The organism is Sphingobium sp. TB-6 (assembly GCF_012927365.1).
Lineage (GTDB): Bacteria > Pseudomonadota > Alphaproteobacteria > Sphingomonadales > Sphingomonadaceae > Sphingobium.
Map to the genome: position 1 here is coordinate 51,299 of NZ_JABBGL010000002.1, position 19,044 is coordinate 70,342.

Here is a 19,044-nt window from a genome sequence, read left to right on the forward strand (position 1 = left end):
ACTTGGCGTGAGCGAGCGATCAAGTCTCCTCCGCGTTTTTCCAAAAGCATCGCGGGCAAAAGTGGGAACCGGTTTTGCGCAAGAAGCGATGCGGCAGCAAACAACAGGGTTAAAGATATGGCGACAATGTCCATCGGCAAGGCTTGGGAGGAGGCGGTCGCCTTCGTCTCGCGCGAAAGCAGCCTGCTGTTTCCGGTCGCCCTGCTGTTCGTGGCGCTGCCGGGCTTGATCCTGCAGGAAATGACGCCGCCCGAACTCGCCAAATGGAACCTGTCGGAAGCGAGCATGCCGCAGGTGCCGGGCAGCTTCTGGCTGGCGATGATGCTGGCGGTCGTCATCATCTGGTTCGGATCGCTGACGCTGTTTGCGCTGGCCCTTCGTCCCGGCATCAGCGTGGGGGAGGCGCTGCGGCTGAGTTGCGCGCGCTTGCCGGTGCTGCTGGGCACCGCGCTGGTGGTCGCGGGCTTTCTGGCGGGGGCGGTGATCGCAGCGACGCTGGTCGTGACCGCGCTGTCGCTGGTCGCCAAGCCGCTGGGCGCGACCCTGGCCCTGCTGCTGGGCGCGGGGGTGGTCGCCGTCACCATCTTCGCCAGCGTGCGGCTGCTGCTGCTCAACCCCGTGGTGATCGACGGGACGGAGGGGGTGATGGCTTCGCTGCGCTACGGCTGGGCGCTGACACGTGGGCATTTCTGGCGGCTGCTGGGCTTCGTGCTGGCGCTGACGCTGCTGTCGGCCATTATCGGGGGCGCCGCGCAGTCCGTTTTCGGCGTCATCGGCACGCTGGTCGGCGGGCAAACGGGGGGGCGGCTGATCGGCGGCGTGGCCGCCGCCGCTGTCTCGACGGTGGTGCAGGTCTATATGCTGGTGATGCTGGCGCGGCTCTATCGTCAGGCCGTAGCCGACTGACCCAGCATCGGCACATGGGGCGCGGCGTCGGGCGGCAATAAACCAGCCAGTCGCGGATCGGCAAAGATCTCGACCTCGCGCTTGGTCGGCACGAAGCCTGCCTTCTGGTAAAAACCCAGCGCTGCCGGACTGTCCAGCGTGCAGCTATGCACCCAGAAGCGCATGACATCCTTGCGCCAGGCCAGCGTCTTGGCCTGCGCGATCAACCATTTGCCCAATCCCTTGCCGTTCAGCGTCGGGATCAGCCCGAAAAAGGCCAGCTCGCAATCGGGCAATGAGCGGAAATCCAGCTCCAGCAGCCCGACCTCCACGCCGCGCGGGTCGGTCACGGCGTAGACCTCGACAGCGGGATCGTGGATGATCGCCGTCAACGCCGCATCGTCCATCATCAGGCGAGAGAACCATAGCCACGGTTCGCCCACGCGCCGGAACAGCGCGCGATAGGCGTCGGGCGTCGGGGTCTTCCACGGCACCAGCCGCAGCGGGGTGGGCGGCATCGGTGCGGGCCGGGGCCGCTCCCGCATTTCCAGATGGGTGACGATCGTCGCGATCTGGCCGTCGGGGACGGTTGTCAGACTCATGGGCGGCGTCAGCTCCAGCTTGCCATCGGCGGCAGGCTCATCAGGATCGCGTCGACATTTCCCCCGGTCTTGAGCCCGAACAGCGTGCCGCGATCATGCACCAGGTTGAATTCGGCATAGCGGCCGCGCCATTCCAGCATGCGGGCATACTCTTCCTCCGACCAGCTTTCGTTCATCCGGCGGCGGACGATGGGCGGGAATGCCTTGACGAACGCTTCGCCCACATCCTGGGTAAAGGCGAAATTGGCGTCGAAGTCGCCCTCCAGATGATCGTAGAAAATCCCGCCGACGCCACGATGTACGCCGCGATGGGGGATGAAGAAATAGTCGTCCGCCCATGTCTTGAAGCGGGGATAATAGTCCGCGTCATGGGCATCACAGGCGGCCTTTAGCACATCATGGAAATGGGCCGTGTCCTCATCGCGCGGCAAGGGCGGGTTGAGGTCGGCACCGCCGCCGAACCAGCTTTTCGACGTCACCAGATAGCGCGTGTTCATGTGCACGGCGGGCACATGGGGATTGGCCATATGCGCGACCAGGCTGATGCCGGTGGCGAAGAAGCTCGGGTCGTCGCTCGCGCCATGGATGGTCTTGGCGAATTCGGGCGAAAAGGCGCCGCCGACGGTCGAGACGTTGACGCCGACCTTTTCGAACACCTTGCCCTTCATGACGCCGCGCACGCCGCCGCCGCCTTCTCCGGCAGCTAGGCCGGGAGCCTCGCGATCCCAGGCTATATAGTCGAAGCGGGCATCGGAACCTGCCTCGCGCTCAATCGCCTCGAATTCGGCGCAGATGCGATCCCGAAGCGATTCGAACCAGTTGCGGGCGGCTTGCTGATGCGGATTGAGAGACAATGTCATGTTGGAAACTCGGTCATTGCGGGAAACGTCCAGTCTGGCGAAGAGCCTCGGCAATCGCGATGCCCGTGGAAACGGCGATGTTCAAGGATCGAAAGCCCGCCGCCATCGGAATGCGCACGCGCACGTCCACCAGATCGCGGACGGTATCGGGCACGCCGGCGCTTTCCGACCCCATCAGCAATATGTCGTCGGCACGGAATTCGACGTCCGGCAGACGCTGCGAAGCATGGCTGCTCATCAGCATCAGCCGCCGTCCCTGCGCCCGGCGAAGGGCATCGAACGCCTCGAAATTGGCGTGGCGCGTCACATCGGCCGACGCGCCATAATCCATCGCCGCCCGCTTCAGCTTTGCGTCGGAAAAGGCGAATCCCATCGGCATGATGATGTCCACGGGCACGGAAAAGCAGGCGGCAAGGCGCAGAATTGCGCCGACATTGCCGGCGATTTCGGGTTGGTAAAGGGCGATACGCATAGCCCGCGCCATAGAACAGCCCGGTTAATTCTCATAGCCTGTCTAAATTGCTTGGCAAATGGCGCATCCTACGGTTATCAGGCCTGCAAACCGCGCCAGGGGGAAAAGCGCGCCCATTTATATGGGCGCTGCGGCTCTCCTGATAACATAGCCATAAGGGGCGATGCGGCGGGGCCAGGGACGTTCTTGCAAGGGTTGAGGTGCATGGCGATCGTTGAACATGTGGAGAGTGAGGCGGCATCCGTCTCCGGTGGGGGCGGCGATGGTGTTCGCCGGCGTGATTTCATCAATATCGCCGCGGTGAGCTTCGCCGGCGTCGGTGCGGTCGCGGTTGTCGTGCCGCTGGTCGACCAGATGAACCCCAGCGCGGATGTGCTGGCGCTCGCGTCGACCGAAGTCGATATCTCGTCGATCCAGCCGGGTCAGGCGATCAAGACCACCTTCCGGTCGCAGCCGCTGTTCGTGCGGCACCTGACCGACAAGGAAATAGCCGAGGCCGACAAGGTCGATCCGTCCACGCTGCGCGATCCGCAGACGCTGGAGCAACGCACGGTCGACGGCAAGAAGCAGTGGCTGATCACCATGGGCGTCTGCACCCATCTGGGCTGTGTGCCGCTGGGCGCGGGCGAGGGTGAGAATCGCGGCGAGTTCGGCGGCTATTTCTGCCCCTGCCACGGTTCGTCCTACGACACCGCCGCCCGTATCCGCAAAGGCCCCGCGCCGAAGAACCTGGAAGTGCCGAAGTACAGCTTCACTTCCGACACCGCCATTCTCGTGGGTTGAGGGGGACTGTCATGAGCTTTCCATGGGCTGAACATTATACTCCCAAGCATCCCGCGATGCAGTGGATCGACGAGAAGCTGCCGCTGCCGCGCCTCGTCTACAACGCCGTGGGCGCCGGCTATCCGGTGCCGCGCAACCTCAATTATTTCTGGAACTTCGGCGTGCTCGCCGGTCTGGCGCTGATGATCCAGATCGTCACCGGCGTGATCATGGCGATGCACTATGGCGCGAACGCTGCGGTTGCATTCAGCACCGTCGAACACACGATGCGCGACGTGAATGCGGGCTGGCTGATGCGCTACGCGCATGCCAATGGCGCCAGCTTCTTCTTCATCGTCGTCTATCTGCACATCTTCCGCGGTCTCTATTTCGGCTCCTACAAGGCGCCTCGCGAAATGGTGTGGCTGCTGGGCCTCGTGATCTTCCTCCTCATGATGGCGACCGCCTTCATGGGCTATGTGCTGCCCTGGGGTCAGATGTCCTACTGGGGGGCGAAGGTGATCACCGGCCTGTTCGGCGCGATTCCCGTGGTGGGCGAGCCGATCCAGACCTGGCTGCTCGGCGGTTTCGCGCCCGGCAACGCCTCGCTCAACCGCTTCTTCTCGCTGCACTTCCTGCTGCCCTTCGTGATCGCGGCGGTGGTGATCCTGCACATCTGGGCGCTGCACATTCCGGGCTCGTCCAACCCGACCGGCGTGGAAGTGAAGGGGCCGCAGGACACTGTGCCCTTCCACCCCTATTACACCGCGAAGGACGGCTTCGGGGCGGGCGTGTTCCTGATCATCTTCGCGATCCTGCTGTTCTATGCGCCGAACTATCTGGGGCACCCGGATAACTATATCGAGGCGAACCCGCTCTCGACGCCCGCGCATATCGTGCCGGAATGGTATTTCTGGCCCTTCTACGCGATCCTGCGCGCCTTCACCGTCGACTTCTTCTTCGTTCCGGCGAAGCTGCTGGGCGTGCTGGCGATGTTCGCGTCGATCCTGCTGCTCTTCTTCCTGCCCTGGCTTGACACCTCGGGCGTGCGTTCGGGCAGCTATCGCCCGACCTTCAAGAAGTTCTTCTGGATCCTGATCCTCGATGTATTTGTCCTGGGTTATTGCGGCGGCGCGCCGGCGGCGGAACCCTATGTGATGATCTCCCAGGTCGCTGCGGCTTATTATTTCGCGCACTTCCTGATCATCCTTCCGCTGATCTCGCGCTTTGAAAAGCCGCTGCCGTTGCCGAACTCGATCACCGAGGCGGTGCTGGCGAAATATGGCAAGACCGACGGCGAACCCGTCGCGGTTCCGGCCGAATAAGGGGGTAGACAGAAGATGGTTCGCATTGGCGCATTTCTCGTCGGCCTCTTTTTCGCTGGCTGGCTGTTGGTTTCCTTTCTGGTGGGCGCGGTGGCCTATGTCACCGATCCGCCGGCGGTCACGGTGGAACATGAATTCCACCGCGATCCCAAGCATGTCGCTTTCTCGTTCGACGGCCCCTTCGGCAAGTTCGACCAGGCGCAGCTCCAGCGCGGGTTTCAGGTCTTCAAGGAGGTCTGCTCGGCCTGTCACAGCCTGAAGTTCGTGGCTTTCCGCGACCTCAAGGGCATTGGCTATAACGAGGCGGAGATCAAGGCGATCGCCAAGCAGTGGGCGATCAAGACCCCCGACGTCGATCCCAAGACGGGCGAGATGTCGACCCGCGATCCGATCCCGGCGGATTATTTCCCCAAGCCCTTCGCCAACAATGTCGCGGCGATGGCGGCGAACAATAACGCGATCCCGCCGGATTTGTCGCTGATGACCAAGGCCCGCCACCATGGCAGCGCCTATGTCTATTCGCTGCTGACGGGCTTCCAGGCGCAGCCGGCTGAGTTGCTGAAGGAATTCCCCGACGCCAAGACGCCGGAGGGGCTGCACTTCAACCCCTATTTCGCCAACCTGAACTTGGCCATGGCGCCGCCGCTGACGGCCGATGGTCAGGTGACCTATGGCGACGGCACCAAGGCGTCGGTCGACCAGATGGCGCAGGACGTCGCGGCCTTCCTGACCTGGACGGCCGAACCCAAGCTGGAAAACCGCCGCCGCGCGGGTCTGGCGACGATCTTCTTCCTGCTGATCGCGACGGGCTTGGCTTATATGGCCTATCAGAATATCTGGGCGGACAAGAAAAAGGCCGCCTGATCGCGACCTGAAACGGACATGGGAGGGGGCACGGGAAACCGGGCCCCCTTTTTCTTATGAGGCAAAGATGAGCGCTGACAGTCTGGCGGCCCTGGTCCGCACCATCCCCGACTTCCCCAAGCCCGGCATCCAGTTCCGGGACATCACGACCCTGCTGGCGGACGGGGCCGGTCTGGCAGAACTGGTGGAGCGCATGGCGGCGGTCGCCCGGCCGCTCGATCCGGCGTTCATCGTGGGGATCGAGGCGCGGGGTTTCATTCTGGGCGCGGCGTTGGCCCATGCGCTGGGGGTGGGATTCGTGCCCGTCCGCAAGAAAGGCAAGCTGCCCGGCAAAACCGTCGGCATCGATTATGTGCTGGAATATGGCACCGACAGGCTGGAACTGCATGAAGGGCAGATTCCGGATGGCGCGCGGGTGGTGCTGGTGGACGATCTGATCGCGACCGGCGGCACCGCGCTCGCGGCGGCTCAACTGGTCCGTGAGCAGGGTGCGACCGTGTTGATGGCGCTTTTTGCCATCGATCTGCCCGATCTGGGTGGCATGGCGGCGCTGGAAGCGGACGGCGTGGCGTCTGCGGCGATCATTGCCTTTGAAGGGCATTGATCAGTTAAGGCCGCAATTGGCCAATTGCTGACGAGAGATATCCGTTCGGGCTGAGCCCTTCGTCTGCCTGCCAAGGCAGGCGCTCAGGATAAACTTGCCTTCGGCAAGTCGAAGTCCTCAACCGAGCGGAGTGAGGCTCCCATGCTTCCCCTTCGCTCAGCAAGACCCTTCGACAAGCTCAGGGCGAACGGAAACTGAAAATCCGCTCCCCACCCATTGCTCCGCTATGAGGTTAAACGTCTACCCTCCAAGCGCGCCCTCCAGCATGTCCACCGCTTTCGCCAGGCGCTCGTCCAGCAGCGCCAGCAATTGGGTCCATCCCAGCATGTCGCCCAGTTCGCCGGGGCCATCGGAAATGCCCCGCAGCCCCATCACCGGCACTCCGAAGCGCTGGCAGGCGCGGACCACCGCAAAGGTTTCCATGTCGACCATGTCGGCATCGATCGCGGCATAATCCTCCCCACCCACGATATTCGCTCCCGTGGAGAGCCGGGCAGCGCGCAGTTCCAGCGGCGTATGCAGCGGCATGTCGACCGGATGATCCGAAAAAGGCGTGACTCCCTTGGGAAAGCCGAGGCGGGAGGCATCCATGTCCCGCCAGGACACGCTGGCGACCTGATACACCTCCCCTAAAGTGCAGTTGCGCGATCCCGCCGAACCCAGCGAAACGACGAGATCCGGCAAGGACTGATCCTGGTTCAGCCGCTGGAGCGCCAGCCCGGTGCTGAGCGCCGCTTCCACCGGGCCGACCCCGATCATCAACGGATCGAATCGTGCCTTGAGATGAGGCCCATATTCATCCTCGACCGCCATCACGAACAGAACCCGCTTGTTCGCGATCATTTCTCCGCTTGGCATGGCCGTCCCCCTCTCCTTCATTGATGTCCGCTCAGGGCAGGCGGGCAAGCAGCGCGCTCATGCCGGTGTCGATGGCAAGGTCGGCAGTCCCTTCGATCAGCCAGCATTCGCCCTGCCGCCAAGCCTGCCCATCGATCGTGCCGGAGCCCGCCAGCGGAATGAACCACAGCATCTTGCCCTCGATCTGCCGGACGGTTCCTGCCTTGCCCTGCACCATGTCCAGGATGAAGGGCGCATCGGAGCTTGCGACCAGCGTCTCTTCCGCAGTGATCGGAACGATGCGGTCCGGCATCGCATGGGGCGTGGCGATGCTGACGGCCATCGCCTCGTCCAGATGCAGTTCGCGCGGACGGCCATAGTCGTAAAGGCGGTAGGTCACGTCGTTATTCTGCTGTATTTCCACCAGGGTCACACCGCCGCCGATCGTATGCACCGTACCGGCGGGGATATAATAAAAGCTGCCTGCGCTCACCGCCTTCCAGTCCATCAGCGCTTCGATTTTGCCGTCCAGGGCGGCGGTGCGCAGTTCCTGCACCGGCAGGTCGCGTGTCAGGCCGATGCCTAGCCGTGCATCGGGCTCCGCGTCCAAAATATACCAGCATTCGGACTTGCCGCCCGCCAGCCCTTGTTTCTGCGCCTGCGCATCATTGGGGTGAACCTGCACCGACAGCTTCTCGCTGGTGAAGATATATTTGACCAGCAGCGGCAGTGGCCTGGCCTGACCGGCCTCCTTTGGCGGCGAGAACCAGACTTCGCCGATGCGCTTGCCTTCGGTCGAGGCGATGGCGGAGGGGATGTCGGTGCGGCCCCAGGGTTTTTCGACCAAGTGAGTGAGAAGGCGGGTCGTGGTCATGTGGCTCTTTATGAGCGGTCGTTCCCGGCAGGCAAGCGCTCTTGTCGGGACGCGGCGGAATGCGTGTTGGAAAAACGCGCGGCGGTCGGCAACGGTAATGCTCCGCAATGGCGGGAGAAAGGCCGCAGACCATTCCTCCGTCCGGACTGGAAACGATGCGTAGCGATCTTCGCGTCTGGAAATTGGATTTCCAGTTTCTATATGAAACTAGTATTTTCAGCGAGGATAAAAAAGAGATGAACCGGCCCGGCAAGGACAGGAAGTTCGGCGTGCGCCTGCCCGACCGGCGCGGCCTAGGCCAAGGGGAGGGGTCCATCATGGCCCGGACCCGGCAGGTTCTTCCAAGGGTGGAGGAAGGCTTGGTTCGTGTCCTCTTCCCTCTTCTGGCAGGGGCGGCGGTCCTGGTGTTCTTCACGATTGTCTATCGACTGGTCGACGATCCCTTGGTCGCGGGCGTGATCGCCCTGATCGTGCCGATGATCTTCCTGCCGCTCTTCCGCGGGCACAGAGTCAATTGATCCCCGCCCCCTCCAACGCATCCATGGCCAAGGCCACCGTGCCCAGAGGGCCGGCCTGATCGCCCAGCAGCGGCGCGGTAACGATTCGACTGACGCGGTCGCTGTCGACATGCGGCAAATAGCCTCCAAGCTGGGCGACGACCTTTTCGCGGATCCGATTCAGCAGATCGACCCGCCCCATGCCGACGCCGCCCCCGATCAGCACCTGGCGGGCCGCAGTGCTGAGCAGGATGGTCGAAACCAGATGCGCGATATCGTTCGCCACATCATCCCAGCGCGGATCGGCGGCATCGATTTCATGGCCTGGAACGCCGAAGCGTTTGGCGAGTGCGGGGCCGGACACCAGCCCCTCGATGCAGTCGCCATGGAAGGGGCAACTGCCTGCGAAGCGGTCGCCTGGAGCGCGGGGCACGCGGATATGGCCGATTTCCGGATGCATGGCGCCATGGACCGTGCGGCCGTTGAAGGCGAAACCCCCGCCCACGCCGGTGCCGATGGTGATGTAGCACAGGCTGTCGGATGGCCCATCGGCTTGCGCGCCTGCTCCCCATCGCGATTCCGCCAGCGCGGCGCCGTTGACGTCGGTATCGATCGCGGCGGGGCAATCGAAAGGCGCGGTCAACGTGCCGAAAATATCCGCGCCTGCCCAATCGGGCTTGGGCGTTGGCAGCATGAAGCCGAAATCGGGCGCGCGGCGGTCCAGACGAAGCGGACCGAAGCTGCCGATCCCGATCGCTGCGAAGGGCGTCTCGGCATGCCAGCGCTCCAGGATCGCGACGGCCCTGGATAGCGTGTCTGCGGGGGTCGTGGTGGGAATTATCTCCCGGCCCAATATCGTCCTGCCGCGTGCGCGCAGCACGAAGACCTTGGTTCCCCCGAGTTCGACCCCGGCCAGCATCGGTTCAGCGTTCATCATCGCGCACCAATCATATTGGCCCAATCCTCTCAAGTCCGGAAGCGCCCCGCTTTACCGTCCATCCCGAAGGTGATGGTCCAGTCCCGGCTTCATGCGGAATATGGCTCAGGCTGTTGATGGGGATCGGCCCAAATCAAAAACCCCGCTGGCCTATCGAGGTCAGCGGGGTTTTCAATGGTGGGCGTGGCAAGGATTGAACTTGCGACCCCTGCGATGTCAAGGCGGCGGACGGTGACAGATACTGCGTTGAAAAACAATGTAATATCGAGGTTGCTAGAAGTGCTTGCCCGCATTTTGCCCAACTCGATTATCGATGCGCCTTTTCTCAAAGTTGCATCGGGCCGAGAGAAGGTCAAGCGCGACGCGGGCATCTTCTCGACAAGCGATACTCCCCTTCAATATGTCTTCGCATATCTCGCTGCCAGCTTGGCTCTTTGCAGCCTGCCTTAGAGGCTTCATTTCAGGACCGGAACGTTATGAAGGTTCGCCAATGACGTGGCCCGCGTCTGGAGAATTGGATCAGCAACGGTAGCAGCACCGCCAACATGCTGATCGCGAGGCCCGCTTTCTCCTGCCAGATCGCCACTCGTTCGATGCGGTATATGCCAGGCTCAGCATCAAAGGTGATGAGCGGTCCGTCATGCGGAACCGGCGAGCCGCCCCGCGTCACGCGCCAGATCGGGAAATCAGCTTGATGGATGGTAACGCGTCCCGCTGACCTCACCCGGATTTCGTTCCCGCGCGGCAAAGCCCGAAACCTTCGCAGATCCGTCCAGCGATATTCCTTCTCCACCAGAGATGTATCGAAGCCTCTAGGCAGATATTCCGGTGCGTCCGGTTTGATCCCGTCGATCAAAGCATAATCTACGGGGTGGTGGAGCGCGTCCAGCGCCCTCGAGGCCATGAGTCCGTAGGCAAAAATGAGGAGCGCCGCGCCTGCTGCAAGAAACAGGCGGATGCGGTGCAACTGGCACGACAAGAGCGCCGTGATCGCGGTATATTCAACGACGCCCATCATGCGCCAGGGAAACTGTGCCTTGTTGAGCAGGGGAATGTCCCAGACAAAGGGCAAGAGACGCACAGCGGCCAGCGCGCCGATCACCGTCAGCACGGTCCAGAAGGACCGCGCCGGCCAAGCGAGGATGATGAGCGCCAGGGCCGGGCCGGTGAACATCGTGAAGTTGGTGTTGTAGATCGACCAGTCCGTCGCCCGATAGCCTGGACCCCAGAGGAGGACGGTGGAGATATGGTCCTGAAGCGTCGCCGCCGGCAGCAGGAAGAAAGCGGACAGCCCCAAGGCGATCACCCCTGCGGCAGCGCCAGGCAGAAGCGCCGGGCGCTCCTGCCAGATGCGCCGGAGCATGTGCGCGGCCGGCTTCAGGCGGAGGATGCGCTAGGCACCCATGCGAAATTCGCTGCCGCAAGATGTCATTTAATTTCTCGAAATTGCGAAAATGATCCGTCTACGGAGATCTGGGGCTTACAGGGGTAAAATATGCATCTGAAAGATCGCGCGTCGAAATGGGCGCTGCTCGCCGGTGCCAGTGTCATCGCCGCGCTCGCTACCGCGTCGTACGCGCAGGCTGCCTGCACCCCCGCCAACGGCATCGTTACCTGCACCGGCGACAATAGCCCCTTTACCGTCACCTCTATCACACAGACTGTCATCGCGCAGGGCGCGACCGTCAGCGGGACCGGCCTATCCGCCGTCACCCTGAACAGCGCCCTTGCCAATCTGGTCGTAAACGGCACGGCAAGTGCGACCGGAGCTGCGGCGCTGACGGTTCAGAATGGCAGCCCTATCTTTACCTATGACCCCTATGGCGGGGCGGGGTTGCCCAATGGCACCTATTCCTACCCCTATCTCTATCCCAACGGTCGCGCCACGATCATGGTCGGACAGCAGGGCGTCATCAGCGGCGACACTGGCATCTGGATCGAGCGGTCGGGCAGCAACTATCTGGGCGGTTCGAGCGCTTTCATCGACAATAGCGGCCTCATCACCGCCACTTCGGGCAGTGCGATCCGTGGCCCCTCAGGCATTTCCGGCGTCAGCTATGCATCCATCACCAACCAGGCCAGCGGGGCGATCCACGGCATCGCCGCGCCGGTGGGGACGATCAGCAATGCAGGGCTGATCGACGGGCGCGGCAATGCGGCCATCGACCTTGCCCCGCGCTATGACGGCTTTTTTGCCAGCTACGGCACCTCCACCATCGCCAACAGCGGCACGATCACCTCGGCCGCGGCGGCGACGATCGTCAGCCAGCAAAACCCCCTCTCCCTCACCAACAGCGGCCGCATCGGCAACAGCATTGGCGGCGAGGCGATCCATGCCGGGTCGAGCATCTCTCTCACCAATACAGGCACGATCGAGGGTAATGTCGTCGCCATCGGCGCCAGCACCATCGACAGCAGCGCCGGGACCATCGCGGGCGACGTGCTGCTGGGCAGCGGCGATGACATCATCGTCGCCGCGCTCGATGCGAACAATCAGCTGAAGACTGGGATCACCGGACAGATCGACGGCGGCGCGGGCACCAACTCCATCGCCCTTACGGTGGCCGCCGATGCGACGCTGACCGGTACGCCGCTGCTGCCGACCAACTTCTCCCTGTTGCGGGCGAACCTTGCCAATCAGGCGAAGCTGACGCTCGATACCGGCTTCGACGGCACGGCGCGGCTCTATGTCTCCGGCGCGGGCACGCTGCTCAATCAGGGGGCAATCGCCACGCAGGGCCGGGCTGTAACGGCCTATGGCTTTGGCTACCCCTCCCCGCTCGGCATGCAGAATGATGGAAGCATCAAGGCGACCCTGACCAGCGCGACCGACGCCGCCGTCTCGCTCGACGGCGTCGCCCTTGCCAATAAGGGCAGCATCGAAGCGACGGGCGGGGCGGGCGTCCTGCTGAAATCGGGCTATGGCACCGCCCTTGCCAACAGCGGCACGATCAGCGCCACCGGCGGCGCTGCGGTCCTGTTCGGCGGCGGCTATGGGAGCAGCGCGGCGCTGGAGAACAAGGCGGGCGGCGTCATAGTCCTTGACGAGGCGGCGGAAGCGGGTTGCCCATGCGAATGATCGTTCGACGACCCAGCGCCGAGGCAGGAGAACGAAGCCCCGCTTTGCCTCGGGCAGCTTGATGACCTCCAGCGTGATGCCGTGGGCGGCTGCGGCATTGGCGGCCCGCGCACCCGTATAGCCCTGATCGACATAGGCGATGTCGACATTGTCGCCGGTGACGGCCTGCACGGTCCGCGCGAGCCGTTCGACCTCGCCACGGTCCTCGGCGCTGGCCGGCGTCACATGAAGCGCGAGCAGATACCCCAGCGTGTCGACCGCCATGTGGAGTTTCGATCCTTTCTTGCGCTTGCAGCCGTCATAGCTGGCACGCTCGCCGCTCTCGGGCGTGGAGCGCAACGTCCGGCTGTCGATGATGGCAGCGGTTGGTTCGACTGAGTGGCCCGCCGCCAAGCGCAGCACCGCGCGCAGGTCGTCCACCAGCGCCTCGAAGCAGCCTGCCGCCAGCCATCGTTGTGTCTGCTGATACACCGCCGCCCAAGGCGGCAGGTCGTTCGGCATCCAGCGCCACGGCGCTCCTGTCTTTACGATGTAGCGCAGGCCATTGAACACCTCACGAAGGCTGTGCTCCCGTTGTCCCGCGTCCTCACGCTGGAGCGTCAGATATGGTACGATCAGCGACCATTCCTCATCGGATACGTCAGACGGATAAGGCTTGCGATGAAAATCCATCCAAGCCTTTGAATCTATTCAGTCTCTCAAGTCCATAACAGCCTCTAGGGGGTTACGGACGACGCAGCAGAATGCATTTCGTGGTATCCATCGAGGCGAACTGCCTCGCGTCGGTTTTCGCCAGGCCCACGGATCGCGGAGCAATATTGATCGCGGGCCATGTCTTGCGCCCGCAATCGGAATCAGCCGCGCCACCTGACCGGGAAACGCTGTTGCGCACAAGCGTCATAGCGCCGGTCAGTCGGTCCACGTTCAGCCCCACCAGCGCACCAGCTACCTGATTGTCCGAGACCGTGCCGCCTGACGTGCGGGCGGGATACCAGGGTTCGCCGCCAATCATGATGCCATAGCCGCAGCGCCGCGTCGCGCCGCAGTTGATGTCGTTGCCGGAAGTCACGCTGCCGGAAAAGTTGCCGCTGCTGTTGGGCCAGGCATGCAGCATCAATTCGGCGAAGGAGGCATGGGCGAAGCTGGCCGAATGACGGAAGATATTGCGACGGAGGGTACAGTCGCGGCATCCCCCCAGGATCAGTTGGACGTCCGTATTGTCGCGAAAGATATTGCCCTCGACCCGGGCGCCGCTGCTGTCGTGAATGGTGACGCCATCGGCCCACATCTGCGGCAGATCATGCGTGCCATTGGGGCCGATCGTGCTGTTGATGATCGCGGGACGGGTGGCCGTGGCGACCACCTCCATCCCGGTATAGCAGCTGAAATTCCGGATGAGGGCATTTTGCAGTCGAAAGCCCGTGCCCTTGACGCGGACGCCGCCGCCCAGCGGACGGGTGCCGTCATTGAGACAGACCTGCCTTTCCCAATCGGCGCTGCGCCCGTTGTCCCCGACAATGGCGATCGAGCGCAAGGTCACGTTGGAAGCGACAATTTCCACGGGCATGATGCCGCGCGCCGGCTGCGACGCCATCTGCCCCACCACCAGGACCGCACAGCGTTTGGCGTCACCCTGACGGCAGGCTGCGGGCGAGGAGGGCGGTCGCGTCTCGATCGTCACGGGCCGACCGATCGTCAGCGGCGTACGCAGGCGATATTGACCGGGCGCGAGCGGCAGGGTGGCGCGGGGAGAAAGCTGCGACAGGCAGGCGGCGATGGCAGGGGAGGCATCAGCCGGCTTGTTCGCCAGCCCGTCCAAAGCGCGGCACGCGCCAGGCAGCGCGGCGCGGGCGCTGGCCTGGCTGGCTGTCGAAGCCTGCAATGCGACCAGAGCTGCCACGATCGCCAACACCGCGCCGCAAAGGGTCAGAACAAGGGCTGATCGGACCTGCATCGCATTTCCTTTACGCAAAGGGCGCTGGTCGGGCTTCTGCATCGGCGCCGCGTTGTCGGTCAGCGGGCCAGCGCCCCGATCTGCGCGACAGCGTTGGTCAGCAGCCGCTCCCAATGGAATTGCGACCGGATCGACTCGGGCGTCCCGCCGGTATAGCGTGGCGCGTCGAGTATGGCCCGGACTTTCTTGCGGAAAGAGCGGGGATCATCGGCAATATGGACGTGCGGCAGGGTGATGGCCTGTTCGAAGCCGCGAAACGCCTTGGACGTTCCGACGATGGAACAGCCCGATTCCAGCGCTTCTGCGGTTTTGAGGTTCGATCCTTCGCCCTCGACGATCGGCAGGAGGACGACATGCGCAGTCCGACGCCATCATGATCCAGAAGCCGGCGGAGTTCGGGAAATGCGGCTTATTACGAAGATCGGGAAAGGTGCGTCGATGACGCGCCAGCGGGTTGCCGTGTCGGAATGGGCTGGAGCCGTTTGCCTATGAATCATGGCTTACGGGCCCAAGCCAGCTTATGGGTTTGCAACCGGATGGATTGGCCGTTAGGCGACTTTCCCAGTGAACTCTTCATGCTTTTGCTATCATTGACGTTAGGCTGGGACGACTGGACAAAAGGCTCTTGTGAGATTTATCGGCAAAGATATGTGCTCATTCACAGGGGTAAGAGCTCGAGGATTGGATACGGCCTTTCTCACGCCTGCAATATTTTGAATAGCGTTACCCCTCTAATGCAATGGTGAGTCAATCGCTAGGTTCCTAACCTGACTGAGGTAATTATGGTTGCAGTAGAAGACCGCGAGCCACGAATCTTCGGCTTAACGAAGCTGGAGGGAGAAACGTTTATCAATGAAGCTTACGCGCTGCTGCTAAATCGGCAGCCTGACAGTGAAGGCTTCATATATTATATGGATCGCCTCCGTCGGGGAATATCTAAAAGAAAAATCATATCGCAGCTTTTGAAATCACCAGAAGTTGCATCCAGGCAAGAAATTGATCCAGAATTTAATCTAGAAGTATTATGCTGGAAAAAATTTTCCAAAAACCTATATAAAAATTTTATTTTAAATACAAAATCACTTTTTGAGACAAAAAATAATAATAAGCAATTGAATCAAATTTACACAAGTAAAGATAGTTCTGGCATAGAAAGAATTAATGAAGTTGTTAATTCCATTTCTCATCACCAATCGATTTTGAATGAGCAAATCAACTCTCTTAAATTAACGGTATCTGATAGCAATAAAGAAAATTTTGTTGATATTCGATTTGATGCTGAAATGACAAGGCAAGCTCGATATATTTATAATCTACTAACTCAACCGATGCCAGCTTCAAGACCGGATACGGAGATCCCATGCGAATAGTAATTGACCTTCAGGGCGCTCAGGGTTCAAGTAAGGATCGAGGTATCGGCCGATATAGCCTTGAATTTGCGCTTGCAGTCGCTCGCAATCGCAATGATCATGATGTAATAATCGCGTTAAATGGAATGTTTCCGGAAGCAATTGATGCGATACGTCACAGCTTTTATGATATTCTTCCTGCCAGTAACATTCGAGTATGGAACGGAATAGGGCCGGCAACAGGACATAATCCATCTGACAGGTCTCGAAGAGAAGTGTCAAAACTGTTGCGCGAATCATTTCTGGAAAGTCTCCAGCCAGACATCGTTCATATAACGAGTTTGTTTGAGGGGTTTGGTGATCACGCGGTTCATAGCGTTCCACAAATAAAATCTTACTTAGCATCTTCGACTTTTTATGACCTGATTCCGTTTAATAACGCTAGTATTTATCTTGATAATAATCAGGATTATAAAAGCTTTTACTTAAACGTCATAGCTGAACTTATAAAAGTCGATCTTCATTTATCTATTTCCCAATATTCTAGTTCTGAATTAATAGATAGTTTGCAAGTTGATCCTGAGCGCGTTCGAAACGTTTATGCTGGGGTTAACGACCTGTTCGCGCGAGTAGAAAAAGAGTCAAGCAAGCAAAAATTAGAGAAAAAATTTGGCATTGCGAAGCCTTATCTGATGTACTCAGGTGCTTCTGATGAACGGAAGAATCATCTCCGATTGATAGAAGCTTTTTCTCAATCTCGTTTCAAAAACGATTACCAGTTAGTGTTAGTAGGACGTATGCCGCCGGAAACGGCAAAGCGTTTCAAAGATCATAGTGTGTCATTTGGCTTAGATAATAATGAAGTGGTGATAACCAACACAGTTTCCGATGATGAATTGGTTAATCTTTATAATAATTGCGCGCTTTTTGTTTTTCCAGCTTGGCAAGAAGGATTTGGCTTGCCTTTAGTGGAGGCGATGAAATGCGGGGCGCCTGTTATTGGATCTAATACGTCCAGCATTCCTGAAGTCATTGGCGACCCAGATGCGTTATTTGACCCCTTTGATGTAAAATCGATTCGCGACGCAATTGATAGAGCGCTGGATAACCCTGCTTTTCTTGAACGCATGCGGGCTCATGGACTGAAGCGAGCCTCTGTTTTCTCGTGGGATCAGGTCGGCAGCGATGCGATTGCAGCTTTTGAAGTTGCAGCAAAAGGTCGCAGCTCATCCGCTACTGATAGTGGTTGTCACTCTCGCTCCTCCAGCCATGCGGAATTCCGGAAAACTGCAATCAACGCCGTTCGATATTTTCTCGGCAATCAAAAAAAGCTTTCAGGGACTAGTATGTTCGCTGACTGGCGGCCTCTTCTGCCAGTAATCGAACAGTACGAAGTTGCAACAATATCTAGATCCATAGCGCTGAATCATCCTATAAAAGAAGTTAAACAAATTTTCGTCGATGTTTCAGAATTAGTGAACCGAGACGCGAAAACTGGCATTCAACGTGTTGTTCGTAGCATATTGTATGAATTGATAAATAATCCTCCGGAGGGATATCAGGTTGAGCCCGTGTACGCCTGTACTGGTCAGGTGGGATACCGCTATGCGAGGGCATTTTATGCGCGCATGTTTGGCGGAATTTACACACCATTGCCTGATGATTTCATCGATGTGAAGTCAGGCGACATATTTATAGGTCTAGATCTTCAGCATCACTCGGTTCTGTCGCAAGCAGAAGCATATAAAATGCTGCGCAACAATGGCGTTGAAATTTATTTTATTGTTTATGACCTTCTTCCTGTCTTGATGCCGAACAAATTTCCTGATGGCGCTGAGGTCATTCACGACCAGTGGTTGACGGCTATTTCGAGAGAGGCCGATGGACTTATCTGCATATCGCGCGCTGTTGCGGACGAATTGGTCCAATGGCTAGACCAGCACGGCCTGACCCGCAGCTATCCTTTGAAAATAGGATGGTTTCATCTAGGCGCCGACGTTATGCAGTCGATGCCGTCGAAGGGCGTTACTCATGCACCGCAATCATTTGAGCGTTTGGGGGAACTGCCTACGTTTCTGATGGTAGGAACTCTGGAGCCTCGCAAGGGTCATGCTCAGACATTGGCAGCGTTCGAAAAATTGTGGGCGGATGGTCACGACATCAATCTCGTCATCGTTGGCAAACAAGGTTGGAACGTCGAAAAGCTCGTCAAATCAATCAAGGCGAGCAAGGAATTTGGCGACCGGTTACTTTGGTTGTCATCAGTCAGCGATGATACTTTGGAAGAGCTTTATGCAGCTGCGGATTGTCTAATTGCTGCTTCGGAAGGCGAAGGATTTGGCTTGCCTTTGGTCGAAGCGGCTCAACACAAGCTGCATATCGTCGCCCGCTCGCTCCCGGTTTTTCGTGAAGTCGCTGGAGAGGCGGCATTCTATTTCGACGGGCATGATCCTGCTTCCATGTCGCAAGCCTTACGCATTTGGTTGGATCGTTTCAAAAATGAAGCGGTTCCTCGATCAGATGGAATGCGCTGGCTAACCTGGAAACAATCCACGGGTCAGTTGCTCTCAATGATTATGCAGGATAATTGGTATCGTACATGGGTCAGTGGTGCAGGATGGCGACTGACGGCATCAGACCCGTCTCTCTGCACCGTCGTGGGCAGCAAGGTCGGACAGGAATTGCACACCACTGGCCGAGAAGGGTATCTGCTGTTTGGACCATTTCTCACGCTCGGTGTTGGCACCTACCGCTGTCGAATCTTCGGTGATTACAGAGGCAAAGGCGAGGCAAAATATGACCTTGTCGGAAGCGAAGGCAATGTTGTCCTTGCTAAGGGCAGGCTCAATGATCTCCCAAATTGGGGTGAATTGCTGTCAATAAAGTTTGACGTTTCTGAAGAGATAAGACGCTTTGAGGTGCGTATATTTGTAGAGGCGCATGCTCATATACGTCTATCAAGACTTGAAATATATCCCATTGATTCTGATTCATCGGAAAATAATCTGGGAGTCAAAGGGGATTTTTTGGGCGTTGACGCGAAAGATAGGGCAAACCTACCGCATGGTTTGCTAACTCGGGGCACTGCCGTCGCTTAGCAAGCCGAAGAGAAATTGCCTGTCCATTTGGCATACGATTTGACA

The 19,044-nt window shown here is 59.5% G+C and carries 19 protein-coding genes and 1 pseudogene; 11 read left to right on the forward strand and 9 right to left on the reverse strand.

Annotated features, from left to right (window positions below; genetic code table 11):
* Positions 1–117: 117 nt before the first annotated feature.
* Positions 118–906, forward strand: coding sequence for a hypothetical protein (locus HHL26_RS03245; RefSeq protein ID WP_066554775.1), 789 nt, complete (start codon positions 118–120; stop codon positions 904–906).
* On the opposite strand, the gene HHL26_RS03250 is transcribed toward HHL26_RS03245, so the two are convergent.
* From HHL26_RS03250 to HHL26_RS03260, 3 genes are read right to left on the reverse strand one after another with little or no spacing between them, the layout of a single operon-like run.
* Entirely contained in the window at positions 888–1,487 is a 600-nt protein-coding gene (locus HHL26_RS03250) for a GNAT family N-acetyltransferase (protein ID WP_066554778.1), read from the reverse strand. The genes HHL26_RS03245 and HHL26_RS03250 overlap by 19 nt on opposite strands.
* Before the next feature lie 8 nt (positions 1,488–1,495).
* A complete protein-coding gene (hemF, locus tag HHL26_RS03255; protein WP_066554780.1) occupies positions 1,496–2,347 on the reverse strand; it encodes an oxygen-dependent coproporphyrinogen oxidase in 852 nt (283 codons plus the stop codon).
* A gap of 13 nt (positions 2,348–2,360) precedes the next feature.
* On the reverse strand, positions 2,361–2,831 hold the full coding sequence (locus HHL26_RS03260) for a tRNA (cytidine(34)-2'-O)-methyltransferase (protein WP_066554782.1): 471 nt from the start codon (positions 2,829–2,831) through the stop codon (positions 2,361–2,363).
* A gap of 192 nt (positions 2,832–3,023) precedes the next feature.
* Here HHL26_RS03260 and petA point away from each other — a divergent pair, with 192 nt between their 5' ends.
* The 4 genes from petA (at position 3,024) to HHL26_RS03280 (ending at position 6,374) form a co-directional block, all read left to right on the forward strand.
* Positions 3,024–3,602, forward strand: a complete 579-nt coding sequence (gene petA, locus HHL26_RS03265) for a ubiquinol-cytochrome c reductase iron-sulfur subunit (protein WP_066554783.1) — start codon at positions 3,024–3,026, stop codon at positions 3,600–3,602.
* An 11-nt stretch (positions 3,603–3,613) separates the two neighbouring features.
* Positions 3,614–4,906, forward strand: coding sequence for a cytochrome b/b6 (locus HHL26_RS03270; RefSeq protein WP_066554784.1), 1,293 nt, complete (start codon positions 3,614–3,616; stop codon positions 4,904–4,906).
* 15 nt (positions 4,907–4,921) lie between these two features.
* Positions 4,922–5,770, forward strand: a complete 849-nt coding sequence (locus tag HHL26_RS03275) for a cytochrome c1 (RefSeq protein ID WP_066554786.1) — start codon at positions 4,922–4,924, stop codon at positions 5,768–5,770.
* A 67-nt stretch (positions 5,771–5,837) separates the two neighbouring features.
* Positions 5,838–6,374, forward strand: coding sequence for an adenine phosphoribosyltransferase (locus HHL26_RS03280; RefSeq protein ID WP_066554788.1), 537 nt, complete (start codon positions 5,838–5,840; stop codon positions 6,372–6,374).
* Positions 6,375–6,614: 240 nt separating this feature from the next.
* Here the strand turns inward: HHL26_RS03280 and HHL26_RS03285 are convergent, their stop codons facing one another.
* Complete coding sequence (locus HHL26_RS03285) at positions 6,615–7,217, reverse strand: 5'-methylthioadenosine/S-adenosylhomocysteine nucleosidase (protein ID WP_066554789.1); 603 nt, start codon at positions 7,215–7,217, stop codon at positions 6,615–6,617.
* Between the two features lie 46 nt (positions 7,218–7,263).
* Entirely contained in the window at positions 7,264–8,085 is an 822-nt protein-coding gene (locus tag HHL26_RS03290) for a class I mannose-6-phosphate isomerase (protein ID WP_066554790.1), read from the reverse strand.
* A 236-nt stretch (positions 8,086–8,321) separates the two neighbouring features.
* Between HHL26_RS03290 and HHL26_RS03295 the strand changes: the two genes are divergently transcribed.
* Positions 8,322–8,603 carry a hypothetical protein gene (locus tag HHL26_RS03295; RefSeq protein ID WP_240962322.1) on the forward strand — a complete coding sequence of 94 codons (282 nt, stop codon included), beginning with the start codon at positions 8,322–8,324 and terminating at the stop codon, positions 8,601–8,603.
* Here the strand turns inward: HHL26_RS03295 and HHL26_RS03300 are convergent.
* Entirely contained in the window at positions 8,596–9,519 is a 924-nt protein-coding gene (locus tag HHL26_RS03300) for an ROK family protein (RefSeq protein WP_240962324.1), read from the reverse strand. The genes HHL26_RS03295 and HHL26_RS03300 overlap by 8 nt on opposite strands.
* A 231-nt stretch (positions 9,520–9,750) precedes the next feature.
* Between HHL26_RS03300 and HHL26_RS03305 the strand changes: the two genes are divergently transcribed.
* On the forward strand, positions 9,751–9,969 hold the full coding sequence (locus tag HHL26_RS03305; RefSeq protein WP_169575827.1) for a hypothetical protein: 219 nt from the start codon (positions 9,751–9,753) through the stop codon (positions 9,967–9,969).
* Between the two features lie 10 nt (positions 9,970–9,979).
* Here HHL26_RS03305 and HHL26_RS03310 read toward each other — a convergent pair whose 3' ends face one another.
* A complete protein-coding gene (locus HHL26_RS03310; protein ID WP_169575828.1) occupies positions 9,980–10,882 on the reverse strand; it encodes a hypothetical protein in 903 nt (300 codons plus the stop codon).
* A 132-nt stretch (positions 10,883–11,014) separates the two neighbouring features.
* Here HHL26_RS03310 and HHL26_RS03315 point away from each other — a divergent pair, with 132 nt between their 5' ends.
* On the forward strand, positions 11,015–12,598 hold the full coding sequence (locus HHL26_RS03315) for a hypothetical protein (protein WP_169575829.1): 1,584 nt from the start codon (positions 11,015–11,017) through the stop codon (positions 12,596–12,598).
* Here the strand turns inward: HHL26_RS03315 and HHL26_RS03320 are convergent.
* Positions 12,551–13,270, reverse strand: a pseudogene (locus tag HHL26_RS03320) (IS5 family transposase); the annotation flags it as partial. The gene HHL26_RS03315 and the pseudogene HHL26_RS03320 overlap by 48 nt on opposite strands.
* A gap of 52 nt (positions 13,271–13,322) precedes the next feature.
* Positions 13,323–14,552: a right-handed parallel beta-helix repeat-containing protein gene (locus HHL26_RS03325; protein ID WP_169575830.1), complete on the reverse strand. Its 1,230-nt coding sequence runs from the start codon at positions 14,550–14,552 to the stop codon at positions 13,323–13,325.
* 113 nt (positions 14,553–14,665) lie between these two features.
* On the opposite strand from HHL26_RS03325, the gene HHL26_RS03330 reads away from it, so the two are divergent.
* From HHL26_RS03330 to HHL26_RS03340, 3 genes are all read left to right on the forward strand, one after another.
* The gene (locus HHL26_RS03330) at positions 14,666–14,929 is read left to right on the forward strand and encodes a hypothetical protein (protein WP_169575831.1); all 264 of its coding nucleotides are present in this window, start codon (positions 14,666–14,668) and stop codon (positions 14,927–14,929) included.
* 405 nt (positions 14,930–15,334) lie between these two features.
* Positions 15,335–15,922 carry a DUF4214 domain-containing protein gene (locus tag HHL26_RS03335; RefSeq protein WP_169575832.1) on the forward strand — a complete coding sequence of 196 codons (588 nt, stop codon included), beginning with the start codon at positions 15,335–15,337 and terminating at the stop codon, positions 15,920–15,922.
* Positions 15,913–18,999, forward strand: coding sequence for a glycosyltransferase family 1 protein (locus HHL26_RS03340; RefSeq protein ID WP_169575833.1), 3,087 nt, complete (start codon positions 15,913–15,915; stop codon positions 18,997–18,999). The genes HHL26_RS03335 and HHL26_RS03340 overlap by 10 nt, the downstream gene beginning before the upstream one ends.
* Positions 19,000–19,044: the final 45 nt, after the last annotated feature.

Excerpts from the sequence above, each read along its gene's own strand:
- HHL26_RS03290 (WP_066554790.1), bottom strand. The coding sequence starts at position 8,085 with ATGACCACGACCCGCCTTCTCACTCACTTGGTCGAAAAACCCTGGGGC.
- HHL26_RS03295 (WP_240962322.1), top strand. The coding sequence starts at position 8,322 with ATGAACCGGCCCGGCAAGGACAGGAAGTTCGGCGTGCGCCTGCCCGAC.
- HHL26_RS03270 (WP_066554784.1), top strand. The coding sequence starts at position 3,614 with ATGAGCTTTCCATGGGCTGAACATTATACTCCCAAGCATCCCGCGATG.
- HHL26_RS03330 (WP_169575831.1), top strand. The coding sequence starts at position 14,666 with ATGGAATTGCGACCGGATCGACTCGGGCGTCCCGCCGGTATAGCGTGG.
- hemF (WP_066554780.1), bottom strand. The coding sequence starts at position 2,347 with ATGACATTGTCTCTCAATCCGCATCAGCAAGCCGCCCGCAACTGGTTC.
- HHL26_RS03275 (WP_066554786.1), top strand. The coding sequence starts at position 4,922 with ATGGTTCGCATTGGCGCATTTCTCGTCGGCCTCTTTTTCGCTGGCTGG.
- HHL26_RS03245 (WP_066554775.1), top strand. The coding sequence starts at position 118 with ATGGCGACAATGTCCATCGGCAAGGCTTGGGAGGAGGCGGTCGCCTTC.
- HHL26_RS03310 (WP_169575828.1), bottom strand. The coding sequence starts at position 10,882 with ATGCTCCGGCGCATCTGGCAGGAGCGCCCGGCGCTTCTGCCTGGCGCT.
- HHL26_RS03260 (WP_066554782.1), bottom strand. The coding sequence starts at position 2,831 with ATGGCGCGGGCTATGCGTATCGCCCTTTACCAACCCGAAATCGCCGGC.
- HHL26_RS03335 (WP_169575832.1), top strand. The coding sequence starts at position 15,335 with ATGGTTGCAGTAGAAGACCGCGAGCCACGAATCTTCGGCTTAACGAAG.
- HHL26_RS03250 (WP_066554778.1), bottom strand. The coding sequence starts at position 1,487 with ATGAGTCTGACAACCGTCCCCGACGGCCAGATCGCGACGATCGTCACC.
- HHL26_RS03280 (WP_066554788.1), top strand. The coding sequence starts at position 5,838 with ATGAGCGCTGACAGTCTGGCGGCCCTGGTCCGCACCATCCCCGACTTC.
- HHL26_RS03325 (WP_169575830.1), bottom strand. The coding sequence starts at position 14,552 with ATGCAGGTCCGATCAGCCCTTGTTCTGACCCTTTGCGGCGCGGTGTTG.
- HHL26_RS03300 (WP_240962324.1), bottom strand. The coding sequence starts at position 9,519 with ATGATGAACGCTGAACCGATGCTGGCCGGGGTCGAACTCGGGGGAACC.
- HHL26_RS03315 (WP_169575829.1), top strand. The coding sequence starts at position 11,015 with ATGCATCTGAAAGATCGCGCGTCGAAATGGGCGCTGCTCGCCGGTGCC.
- HHL26_RS03340 (WP_169575833.1), top strand. The coding sequence starts at position 15,913 with ATGCGAATAGTAATTGACCTTCAGGGCGCTCAGGGTTCAAGTAAGGAT.
- HHL26_RS03285 (WP_066554789.1), bottom strand. The coding sequence starts at position 7,217 with ATGATCGCGAACAAGCGGGTTCTGTTCGTGATGGCGGTCGAGGATGAA.
- petA (WP_066554783.1), top strand. The coding sequence starts at position 3,024 with ATGGCGATCGTTGAACATGTGGAGAGTGAGGCGGCATCCGTCTCCGGT.